This is a genomic window from Rhizobium sp. CCGE531 (genome assembly GCF_003627795.1).
GTDB lineage: Bacteria > Pseudomonadota > Alphaproteobacteria > Rhizobiales > Rhizobiaceae > Rhizobium.
Genome location: NZ_CP032688.1, coordinates 22,772 through 34,428 on the forward strand (window position 1 = coordinate 22,772; position 11,657 = coordinate 34,428).

Consider the following 11,657-nt stretch of genomic DNA (forward strand, 5'->3'; position numbering starts at 1 on the left):
TCGTTCGCGTACCATCGATGTCCACTCCCTTCGATCACGGACATCCTGGCAGCTCACGACGACGGCTCGCTTCAGCATCTCTCAAGAAACCGGTCTGGCCACCGCGCTGTTCCTCCGGCGCGGATCACAGGCTTGCGCCTGCGATCGCTGTTGCTTTGTCTGACGACTCGCAACAGCATTGGCGCCTCGGGCACGATGGCCAGACCGGTTTCTTGAGAGATGGCAGGATAGGCTATTGGTATACCAATATCCGTTTCGCCCGAGGGGCGATTGTCGCTAGGGGGGAGCCGGCGACGGAGGCATCGTCCATTTCCCGCCGATCCAGAGACGAGACAGCACAGCGAAAAGGCGCCGGCCCTCCGGCAACTTGGGGGCAGGTGTCCACTTGGGTCATCGACCGCCGGATGCGATCGGGAACAACAGATTTTCGGCGAATAGGTGAATGCGCGAATGAGCGAATAGACAAAATGCCGATCCGCCGAATGAGAATTTCGGCGGTTGGGTAGATCGGCAGGTCGGTGGACAGGGGTCTGAGCGCAGCGGTCTTTGAGACAATAAGCCGCTCGGTGAATCAGCGCATGCGTGAACCGGCGAATAGGTGTTTGCGGAAGCTGGCGAATAGGTGACGCGCCGATCCATCGAATGACCAATTAGGCGATTGGGTAAATCGGCGCATGAGCGAACGGGGCTTTACGCGTATCGGCGACTGAGTGCATGCGAGACTCAGCGAATAGGGAATTGTGCGAGTGAGCGAATAGGTGAATCGCCGATCTGCTGGATGGGTTTTAGGCAATTATCATCGGGCGATGAAATGTACCCAGGTCCCGCTAGCGAAGGCACCTTTCACGAGTTCTGAGGGCGAGTCTGCTGCACGACGCATTCGAGCAAAGTGTCAGGATTCAGGCTCCGCCGGTTGCAAATAATTACACTCAAGTATAAGTTCGCGCGGCACTAGTTTTAGCCCTCTGCCCGGTCGTTCCGGCTGCCATCCCCTTTTTATGAACGCACGTTTTCGATGACACAAAGCCGATCTCTTCTGACCAAGGAATGGTACAAGGTCCCGCTTTGCGTCGACTGCCCGAGCTGCGGCGCGCAAACGCGATCTGCTGGCATCGTCGTGGGGCCGTCGAGCTTGATCGGAGATCCCGCCGACTCCGCCGAAAACGATATCCTGACGAGGCCCCCGGCTTCACTGGACGGGTTTGCATTTGTCGAAACGCTGAGCGGTCGAACTCAAAACATCGAGCGGTTCGTCGTCAACCGCCTCCATGGCATGTTCGCTTTCAGAAACGAGTGCCTGATGCCGATTTGTGAGCATTGCACCGAGGCTCTCCCACCGCCCACGATGCGATCTTCAGTGATGAATGGTTTCGTCCGTTTGGGGCAGAGGCGGCTGCTAGTGAACGAACGGCTGCTGATCTTCGCGTCGAACGCGGTCCTGACAGAATTTCACGGCGGCACATCGATCGAGGAAACCGACTTCCCGTATCCAGACTACGCGGTTGTGCTCGTCTGCGACACGGAGAGCCCAGGTGGCGATACTGGTACACTCGAATTGTGGCATAGCATCGCGCGCAACGACTACGCCGTTCTTGTCAGGGGGCATGACGGTCGCGAGGTGCTTCGCGACGCCGTCAACGACGATTTGGCCAGTGTGGTGGTAACGGTTTCCGATCTTGGATTGGTGCTGACACAGCTTCATCTCGCGCAGGCGTCGTCACCATACTGCGCGCTTGCCCGCGATCTCTTTCTCAAAGCGCTTGGCGACGCCGGGTATCAGCAGGAACATCAGGAGGCGGATCATGCAGATCTTTAGAGCACTATCGCGACTTCTCGCTATTCCGCTCGTTCTTTCTGGATGCGCGCAATTACCGCCACCAGCGCGGCCGTCGCCAGCACCACCATTTGCATATCTGAGCCTCACAGCCTGCCGAGACTATCGAAGCAATATCGTCGAGTGCCAACTGGAATATGGCACGAAGTTTGGGCGACATCGCCTTGGCCCGGTGCAAGAGGTCGGGCTCGCCCTGGCGACCGATCGTGATGATGTTCGGTATCAGGTATCGTCGTGCTCGCCCGCTCCGAGAGTCCAGCGGGAGTTGCCAAATTTCGTGTGCCGAATCTTTGGGGCTCAAACAGGCACTGATGCCGGCTCTGTGTTGATCAAGGGCGGCACGGCGGTTCGCCTGGCGCGAATTCTGCGCGATCGGGAACAATTTGAATACCGGTGGATGCCTGACCCGTGGTCGCGTCTAAGGCATTGAAGTTTCTCGTGAATTTTTTGGCGCAGAGCGTGAAGCTTTCCACGAATTATACTCAAGTGCAATTTTTCGGTTGATTTCCAGGCTGGGATGCAGTTCAAACTATTATACCGCAGTATAATTCATGAACTGGTTTGACCATGTCTCTCAGCTCGCTTTCTCCCCTCCAGAGACCGCAAACCGTATGGTCACGACACGTTTGTTGGCCTGCACTGACATCTGTTTTTCTCCTGACCTCTTTCGCCGCCAGTACCGGGAAGAGCGGTCAGTTTATCGCAGCCGAGCAACCGCCTCACCGGGGTGACCGGCTGCGCTCTGTTGACAATTTCAGATCAGGCTTCGCTTCGACCCAGCCGCGCGTGGCTGCCGTGACCGCGAGGACTACGGTGAGCGCAGCCGCTTCGCCGGCAATCGATTGGAGCAATTTCTCACAGCGGATCGGTGACCCCGACACCGTCGATAAGAAGACAGCCAGCCTTTCTCCACTGGGGACAGATGTTGTCGACACGATGGAAAGCGGCCTTGACGCGCGAGGCACGGCCTCGACGGGAGGTGCCGGAGCCAAACCAGGCGTTTATTCGTCGATCGGCGTTTTTTCCGCTGATGATCAGCCGGAGAGCGCGGCCGTCAACCAGGCAGGCGAGCCTCGCAAGACCAGCGCGACGGCCGGAGCGCGACCTGACCTTATCGCCCAAATGCCCCAGGAGTATACCGCGCTTGCCATAAAGATCGCCGTCGAAGAGGGCGTCGATCCGAACTGGGTGCTGTCGATCATGCGCGCCGAGAATGGCGATTTCGACCCCGAACTGGTGAGTGCCGGTGGCGCCATCGGCCTGATGCAGGTCATGCCGAAGATTGGGAGGGCTTTCGGCGCTGCCGACCTTACGGATCCCGAGCAGAATATCCGTGCCGGTACCCGCTTCCTGCGCCTCCTCATCGACAAATATCGCAATCCGGTTCTCGTCGCTTCCGCCTACAATGCCGGCGAACCCCGCGTCGACGCGCGTCATTCCTTGCCGCTGATTCAGGAGACTGCAGACTATGTGACGCGGGTCGTTGGCTACTACACGGGTACATCGTCACCTTCATCAGCTTCCAGCACTGCCAACCCAACTCCGTCCGCCCCGGCCCCTGGTCGTCCTGCAGGTCGCGCTGATCGGGCTAGATCCCCAATGCTTGTCTTTTCCATTTCAGGCACGCCCGTGGCGGCAAGCCGCAGCCAAGAGGAGGTAGCCGAAATCCCATTCGGCGTACCGGTAAAAATCGTCAAGGAAGAGGTGCACCCATGAATCGTTCCGAATTTGCAATCCAGGTCCTCGTCGTCTACGGGCGCGCGGTCTGGTACTCGCTGATGAGACAGAAGTGGATCGGCAATGCCGCTGTCATCGTCACCGCCAGCCTGATCCTCCTCATCAGTCAGTTTGAGCCAGCCGCTGCGCAAAATCTCGATGCGTTGCAGAACGCCGCCGACCGGCTGGTACAATTCTTCACCGGACCCTTCGGCCGATCGGTCGGGGCGATCGCTTTCATCGGAATGTTTCTGGCGGCAGCCTTCGGATACTGGTCCTGGGGAGCGCTGCTTCGCGTCGGCGGAAGCCTTGCCGGCATGTTTGCCGCCGCCGAACTCGTCGACTTCCTGGCTGGCGGCGGATCCTGATCATGGCCGGGTCGACAAGCAATGCAGACGGTGGCGACGACTATATCGAGTGCCACCCCGTCATTCTCGCGCTCACCCGGCCGCCGACCGTGATGGGCATACCCTACACCTATTTTCTAGCGGAATGCTTTGTCTCGCTGATGGTGTTCATGATCTTCGGCTCGATCCTCTGGTTTCCGGTCTCCTTCGTCGTCCTGCACACCATTCTCTATGTGCTCACCGTCAAGCTCGACCTCTGGTTCTTCGACATCGTCGGGAGGCTCAGCCTGTGCGGCATCAACCCGCTCGGTCGTCGGCTCGGCGGCGGCATCCGAACCTACGGAGCTTGACCCATGAGCACGATGGCAAGATCGCTGAAAGGAACCTTATCGAAGGGATGGGAGATATTTGCCGACCGCAGTATCTCGACCCATGTTCCGTTCTACGTGCCGATCGAAAACGGCATAATCCGGCTTAAGAACGATTGCCTGGTCTCGACCATTAAGTTGACCGGCTTCTCATTCGAGACAGCTGATATCGAGACGATCAACATGCTGCAGCGCCAACGCAACTCGGCGTTTCGGGCAATTTCGTCCATCGGCAATTTCGCGCTCTACACCCATGTTATCAGGCGCAAGGTGGCGCCATCGCTGCCATCAGGCTTTTCCGACCCCTTCATGCGGCGCCTCGACGACGTCTATCAATCGAGCATCTCTAAGAACGAAATGTTCGTCAACGACACCTACGTGTCGCTGGTCGTCCGGCCCTTGTTCAGGAAGGGATCGGCGCTGTCGCGGATCATGGGCGTCGGCGGCAATGTCGTACGCAGGGAGCAGTTTCGGGCTATGCGCGATAAACTGGTCGAGGCGACACGCGCGCTTGAGAAGTCCCTTGCTGTCTATGGCCCGAAGGTTCTGCGCGACATCCAACGCGTCGAAGCCGATCTTGGGAACGGAAGGAAGATCTATCGCGACATCTCCGAAGACATGGTGGTCGAGGAGGGCATGCGGAAGATCTGGTTCTCGGAACAGTGTGAATTCTTCTACACGCTCCTGAACGGTGGGCGCGTCCGACCGATCCGGCTTGGCAATATCCCGATCGACCAAATGCTTCCCGCACGTCGAACCTCGATCGGCAACCGGGTCGTCCATCTGCAGGGCGATACGCAGGACGATGATCGATATGCCGCGATGGTGTCGCTCAAGGAGTACCCGCCTGAGACCGGGGCCGGCATGCTCGACTATGTTCTCAAGCTGCCATTCGAGATCGTGCTGACCCAGTCGATGTCATTCATCGACGACATGGCAGCGCGCAGCCGGATCGAGAGGCTCGACCGGCAGATGTCGAAAGCCGACGAGGGCGGTTCTAGCGTCCAGGCCAATCTCGACATTGCCCGTGACGAACTGGCTCGCAAGCGCGTCGCCTTCACGGAGCACCATCTCACCGTCATGCCCGTCGCCAAGTCAATGGCCCAACTGGACGACGCGGTGGCCCTCATCGGCAATGAATTGGGAGCGCTCGGCGCCTCCTACGTTCGCGAAGACCTGAATGCCGAGCCAGCCTATTGGGCGCAGCTTCCCGGCAATCAGGCGTACATTGCCCGCCGAGCCTTGATCTCGACCCTTAATTGCGCGGGTTTAAGCAGCTTCCACGCCTATCCCTATGGCAAGCCGGACGGCAACCATTGGGGGCCGGCGATCACCATTTTCGAGACGACGTCTGGCACACCCTACTTCTTCAATTTCCATCAGGGCGACGTCGGGCACACCACCGTCTTCGGCCCGACCGGATCGGGCAAGACCGTGATCATGGCTTTTCTGATCCTGCAAGCCTACAGGGTCAGCCCGCGCCTGAAGACGATCGTCTTCGACAAGGACCGCGGCCTCGACATCATGGTACGGGCAGCGGGCGGAACCTACATGTCGCTTGAGCCCGGCCAGCCGTCGGGATGGAATCCGCTGCTTCTTGACGACAACGAGGAGAACCGCGTTTTCCTTTACGGGCTCCTAAGCTTCATGCTGAAGCCATCGAAGGAAGGTGAAAGCCTGACGCCGCAGGAAGAGGCGATTATTCGAAACGCCATCAAGTCGGTCCTGAAGACGAAGGACAGGTCCTATCGTCGTCTGTCGTCGCTACGTGCTCTTCTCGCTGGCAGCGAGAGAACCGAGGGGAGCCTGATCGCGAGGCTCGATAAATGGGTCGGCCATGGCCCCTATGCGTGGCTGTTCGACAATGCCGATGACAATCTCGACATTTCCAGGCCGATGATCGGCTTCGACATGACGTCGATCCTTGACGATCCCACGGTGCGCACCGCAGCACTTCTGTACATGTTTCATCGGCTCGACGCGATCTATGACGGCAAGGCGCCGATCATCAACCTGATGGACGAAGCCTGGAAGCTGCTCGATGACGACGAGTTCAAGCGCACGATGAAAGACTATTTCAAGACCATCCGTAAACGGAACGGTCTTGTGATCTTTGGCACGCAGTCGGCCGACGACGTGGTTCAATCGAGCGTCAGCCGGACGATCATCGAGCAGACGTCGACCAACATTTTTTTCGCCAATCCGAAGGCCGACGAGAACTCCTACATGGAGCATTTCGGGCTTTCCAGGGCCGAATTTGACTGGGTCAAGAACGGCGACCCAAGTTCGCGCTTCATGCTGATCAAGCAAGCCAAGAGCAGCGTCATCGCGCGCGTCGACATGTCCCACATGCCGGAATTCATCAAGGTGCTTTCTGGGAGGGAAGAGACCGTGCGGGAAGTCGAGCTGCTGCTCGACGAATACGGCGACGATCCGAAAGGCTGGCTTTCGAAGTTCTGCAACTGGGAGGGAGGCGCGTCCGATGAAGACCGCAAGGCTTTCTGAGCTGGCGACCGTCAGCCTCCTGGCGCTCGCCGCTGTGACGACCCCGACTGCCTACGCACAGGTGCCCGTCATCGACAACACTCGTCTGAAGATCCAGCAGGAGACGTTGAACTGGTACAAAAATTATCAGGCGGACACTCAAGGGGTAAAGGGCGCCACGGGCGGAACGACCGACAGCGTGGCACCCGGGCAAGGCTCGGGCGCACCGGCCGATTGTTCGGCGGAAGGTATGGCAGGGAACACAGCGCCCGCCGCTCCATCGAAGCAGACCCCGAGCCAACAGGAGGTCGCTCGCATGGTCGCGGACGAGGCGCTGCGCCAGGGCGTCGATCCAAACTTTGCTATGGCAATTGCCGAACAGGAATCGCGCTTCCGGCAATCCGCGCGTTCCGCCGTTGGCGCCACCGGCGTCATGCAACTGATGCCTGGAACCGCGGCAGGGCTTGGCGTCAATCCCTATGATACGCGCGACAACATTCGTGGCGGCGTCAAATACATCAAGCAACTACAAGGAATGTTCGGCAATCGCTATGACTTGATCGCCGCCGGCTATAATGCAGGGCCGTATCGGCAGTCGCTGCAGAATGGACAGATCCCAAACATTCCCGAAACACAGGACTACGTCAAAAAGGTTTCGGCCTATTACAGTCGCAACAAGGCGCAGAATGGCGACCGCACTCCCCCCGCTGGCTCCGAAGCCGAGCCGGAAACTGTCAGCGATAGCACCGGTTGCGGTGAGCAACTGAAGAAGGCCGTCGATCGCAACACAGAGGCACAGATCGAGCGCGGCAACGTGTGGAACGCCTTTGTCGAAAAGTCGACGGAAGCGAACCAGCAATATTTGCAGCGTCTTCAGGCCGGGTTGCAATCGTCATCGGCGAACCTGCGCGGCGCTGGCGGCGGTAATGCGAAGGACCAGGACGGTTCGCTTGTCATGGCGCAGATCCAATGCCCGACGACGATCGCCGATAGCGGCAGTACCCGCTGCTTTGCCGTGCCGTCGACGGCGACGACCGAACAGATCCAGCGCTGGCTTGAGGACCTGCAGGAACAGGCGCGCGCCAACGGCGACGTCGCGACCTTCTCGGTTATGCGGGATCCAGCACTGGGTCTGGTGACGGTCGTCGACGCCAGACCGACAGCAAACTGAACGAGAAGAGAGGTTAGGCACATGAAGACATTCATTATCGCGGCGGCTCTTGGCATCATCGCCGCCTCGCACGCTTACGCGCAGGTGCCGGTCAAGGACGCCGAGAACATATCTCTGAGCGAGGAGATCAAGCGGCTATCGTCGCAGATCCAGCAGGACACGTCAGTCGTCAAGGACAATACGACGAAGACGCTGCAGGCGATCACCGGCGATCGCACCCAGGATGCCAGCCAATTTGCCAAGCTTGCGACCGGCAATGGTTTCAGCATGGGGCAGGCGCCGGATTTCAACAGCATCTTGTCCGGCAACCAAGCTGTGTTCGGCGGTATCGGCGGCCAGTTCCAGAATACGGCCGCCAAGCTGATCAATGGCCTGAATCTGGTGAAGATGATCGCCGATACGGTCAAGGGGGGCGAGCTCTCCGGTGCCAATCAGGCTTACTCGCAAGGCATAAACGCCCTGACGACCATGACGGCGCTCACCGACGCGATGAACAGCGCCACCAAGGATAGACAGAACTCCTTCATGCAGGCGACACAGCAGGTCGGCACCGCGCAGGATCTGAAGGGAGCGCTGGAGCAGAACACCCAGATGGTGCTGCAGGGCAACCAGACCGCCAACGAGGCCGTCGGCTCGCTCAACAATCAGGTCATGCTGTTGAACCAGCAATACAAGGCCGCGCTCGCGACGTCGTCTCAGAACCTGAAGACCTTCGCGACGCTGCCCGACAGCGTCATGCGTGATGACGGTGCCGGTCAGCAAGGCGTCTCCGTGCGGGATCAACTGAAGGCGTTCGAGGAGCAGTCACAGTGAGGCTGATCCTCGTGCTTTTCCTCGGCTGTGTGGCGCTTTCCGGCTGCGCCGGTAAACAGGAACAACTGGCGAAGTGCTCCGCCGACGAGAACCCGGTGCCAGCACTCGGCTTTGATAATGAGCAGAAGCCTGGACCCGCTGAACAGGCACTGGCAGCCGTCGTGAACGATTGCGGGTCCATGCGACCCGTCAATCAATTCTAGAAGCCACTTACAGGATGCGACATGGATCCGGTCAGCTACGCGATCAATTTCTATGGCGATGCGCTTCGATACTTCGACAAGATCAACCAAGCGTCGCTGGAACGAGCCTGGGGTCTGTTTGCCGAAAACGGCAATCTCGTCTCTGGGATCCTCGCGATCTTCCTGATCCTGTACTTTCTCTGGGGCGCGCTCGGGTTTTCCAGCGTGTCGTTGCAGGATATGGCCGTCACGGCATTCAAGCTCGCGCTCGCATACGCCCTGATCATGTCCTGGGCTACGTTTTACGACAATATCGGCCAGTTCGTGCTGTCGACGCCACAGGATCTTGGCTCGGCGATTTCCTCCGCAATGGGTGGGCAATCGGCCGGATCGGATCTTGCCAGCCAGGTCGCCTCGATGGCGCGCAAGGTCTACGACTTCGCCATGCAGCTCTTCAATTCCTATGAGTCCGGCTGGCTGCCGAATGTCACCGGCGCTGTCGTCGTCTTCATCGTCCTCGTCTTCGGCCTACTGCCGATGCTCTTGATCCTCACAGGCGTGACGCTGTTTGCCAAGATGATCACCGCGGTGATGCTAGCGATCGGGCCGATCGCCATCCTTTGCTACTTCTTCGGCATCACGCGCTTCGTCTTCGACGCCTGGGTAAGGGGCGTCGCCTACGGCATGTTCATGCTTCTGTTTACCTACATCATGGCCGGGCTGTCTTTCGGGTTTCTGATCGGCATGATGGACACCATCAACGGTGACATGGCGACCAAGGAGAACGCTCTCGCGATCGTGCTGGCCATGGTTCTGTACCTGGCACTGATCTCCTACTTCATTTTTCAGGTTCCTGATTTTGCCCGCACCTTCGCTTACGGCGCTGCCATATCCGGGGTGCCGGGCGGGGGTAGCGTCGACGCGGCATATGGAGCGGCACGAAGGGGACTGTCGGCCAGCAATTCGAGAGCCGGGCAGGCCGCAGCGGTTGCTCTTGGCATGCTGGCAGGCCCGAGAGGCGCGGTCACCGCGGCCGCGCTCGCCAGCCGCAGCAGCATGGCAGGTGCCGGCGCACTCGGCCGCATGCTGACCAACCGGCGCCGCAACGGCGAATGACAATCCGGCGACAGGGATGTCTCGACGATTTTGACGCCCACGAATTCGAGGTTTAAAACTTGGCATTGTTCAGAAAGCAATTGAGGGCCGCCCCGGCCGATCATGTCCCCGGCCCCCAGGATATCTACGATCAGCATTTGTCTTGGGGAGAAAAGAACCGCTCACTCAAGACCTTGATTGGTCTCATCCTGTTGGCCTTCGCCGTTGCCGGCTGGGTCGTCGCCGGCGTGCTTTCTTTTTCGGTGGCCCAGCTTTTCCCCCTTGTCCGCACCGAGGTCGTTCCTCTCATCGTCGACAAGAACACGGGATACATGGAAACCGTGACGTCGCTCGACAAAGATCGGTCGAGCGTCTCGGAAATGCAGGCCGTTCGGGCCTCCTTCGTCGGCAATTACGTCATACGGCGGGAGACCTACGATCCGCGCTATCTGTCGGACAATTTCGACATGATCGCGCTGTGGTCGGAGCCGAACTCGGAAGCTTTCAAGGACTACGAGGAGTGGATGAACCCGTCCAACCCACGAGGGCCCGTGAAAACCATGGGCGCCACCGGTGACATCCGTCCGGAGATCCTCTCGGTCAATCCGCTCAATGCCTCGACCATGGCCGTCCGGTTCGAGACACGGGAGCGCCAACGTGGCGGTGACGTCGTCAATCGGTGGTCTGCAACAGTACGTTATCGCCAGATCAATCTGCCGGCCAGCAACAGGGTCCGGCTTTACAATCCGCTCGGCTTTGTCGTTACCGAATATGTGAAGGTACCAGAGACAATGCCTTCGGGGCTCGCCCCATGAAGAGATGCGCCGCCGCATTTTTCCTCGTTCTGCTCATGACCCCAGCAGTCGTTCATGGCGAGCTCCTGGCACGGCCGGGCCGGCTTGACCCGCGCGTCCGGTCACTGCCGTATTCCGCCGAGCAGGTATTTCTCGTCACTGGCACCTATGGGCTGGTCACGACCATTCTCTTCGGTACTGACGAGGAGATCACACAGGTCGTCGCGGGCGACACCGTCTCCTGGCAGATCCTTACCTCGGCCGACAGGCGTTCGTTGACATTGAAGCCGATGGAGAAGGACGCGGCGACAAATTTGTCGGTTGTGACCACGAAGCGAACCTATTCCTTCGATCTGCGCGTCAACGACAGCAAGGCGATGCAGAACCAGACCTTCAAGCTGACATTCACCTATCCGGAAGATGCCGGCTTGAAAGGAACTGCCGAGCTCTGGAAACAGGCTCAGGATGCCGAGCGTAATCCGAATATCAAGAACATTCGTCGCGACAAGGTCAATTACGACTATGGCTTCAAGGGCAACGATGCCGCCAAGCCCCTATGGGCCTTCGACGATGGGGTGAAGACCTTCATGAAGTTCACCGGAGACATCCCGGCGATCTTCATTGTCGACCCCAAGCGGCGCGAGAGCCTCGTGAACTACCGTCGGGAGGCGGACTATATCGTCATCGACAAGGTCTCGCGGCAGTGGTCCCTGCGCTTTGGGACCGAGGAGGAGACCTGCCTGTTCAATCTCCGGACGTCTCCCGCCGACACCCCGGCGCCCATCGAAGGTGCAGTTGCTCCCAAGCGGATTGGAGCCGGAGCCGCCAACCAGCAATCCCAATCACGATAGGA

The 11,657-nt window shown here is 59.1% G+C and carries 11 protein-coding genes; all 11 read left to right on the top strand.

Annotated elements, in window-relative coordinates; genetic code table 11:
* The first annotated feature begins 1,132 nt into the window (after positions 1-1,132).
* The gene (locus CCGE531_RS32800; RefSeq protein WP_245459626.1) at positions 1,133-1,816 is read left to right on the top strand and encodes a hypothetical protein; all 684 of its coding nucleotides are present in this window, start codon (positions 1,133-1,135) and stop codon (positions 1,814-1,816) included.
* 831 nt (positions 1,817-2,647) lie between these two features.
* A complete protein-coding gene (locus CCGE531_RS32805) occupies positions 2,648-3,550 on the top strand; it encodes a lytic transglycosylase domain-containing protein (protein ID WP_245459627.1) in 903 nt (300 codons plus the stop codon).
* Positions 3,547-3,918 carry a TrbC/VirB2 family protein gene (locus CCGE531_RS32810; protein WP_120671046.1) on the top strand — a complete coding sequence of 124 codons (372 nt, stop codon included), beginning with the start codon at positions 3,547-3,549 and terminating at the stop codon, positions 3,916-3,918. Before CCGE531_RS32805 ends, CCGE531_RS32810 begins: the two co-directional genes overlap by 4 nt.
* Before the next feature lie 2 nt (positions 3,919-3,920).
* Complete coding sequence (locus CCGE531_RS32815; protein WP_120671047.1) at positions 3,921-4,247, top strand: VirB3 family type IV secretion system protein; 327 nt, start codon at positions 3,921-3,923, stop codon at positions 4,245-4,247.
* Positions 4,248-4,250: 3 nt separating this feature from the next.
* A complete protein-coding gene (locus CCGE531_RS32820) occupies positions 4,251-6,770 on the top strand; it encodes a VirB4 family type IV secretion/conjugal transfer ATPase (protein WP_120671048.1) in 2,520 nt (839 codons plus the stop codon).
* Entirely contained in the window at positions 6,748-7,920 is a 1,173-nt protein-coding gene (locus CCGE531_RS32825; RefSeq protein WP_120671049.1) for a transglycosylase SLT domain-containing protein, read from the top strand. Before CCGE531_RS32820 ends, CCGE531_RS32825 begins: the two co-directional genes overlap by 23 nt.
* 21 nt (positions 7,921-7,941) lie before the next feature.
* Positions 7,942-8,733, top strand: coding sequence for a hypothetical protein (locus CCGE531_RS32830; RefSeq protein ID WP_049730560.1), 792 nt, complete (start codon positions 7,942-7,944; stop codon positions 8,731-8,733).
* Positions 8,730-8,936 (top strand): hypothetical protein, encoded by a 207-nt coding sequence (locus CCGE531_RS32835; RefSeq protein WP_109701265.1) that lies wholly within the window; start codon positions 8,730-8,732, stop codon positions 8,934-8,936. Before CCGE531_RS32830 ends, CCGE531_RS32835 begins: the two co-directional genes overlap by 4 nt.
* Positions 8,937-8,957: 21 nt before the next feature.
* A complete protein-coding gene (locus tag CCGE531_RS32840) occupies positions 8,958-10,031 on the top strand; it encodes a type IV secretion system protein (protein ID WP_120671050.1) in 1,074 nt (357 codons plus the stop codon).
* A 59-nt stretch (positions 10,032-10,090) separates the two neighbouring features.
* Positions 10,091-10,825, top strand: coding sequence for a type IV secretion system protein (locus CCGE531_RS32845; protein ID WP_120671051.1), 735 nt, complete (start codon positions 10,091-10,093; stop codon positions 10,823-10,825).
* Complete coding sequence (locus CCGE531_RS32850; protein ID WP_120671052.1) at positions 10,822-11,655, top strand: TrbG/VirB9 family P-type conjugative transfer protein; 834 nt, start codon at positions 10,822-10,824, stop codon at positions 11,653-11,655. The genes CCGE531_RS32845 and CCGE531_RS32850 overlap by 4 nt, the downstream gene beginning before the upstream one ends.
* Positions 11,656-11,657: the final 2 nt, after the last annotated feature.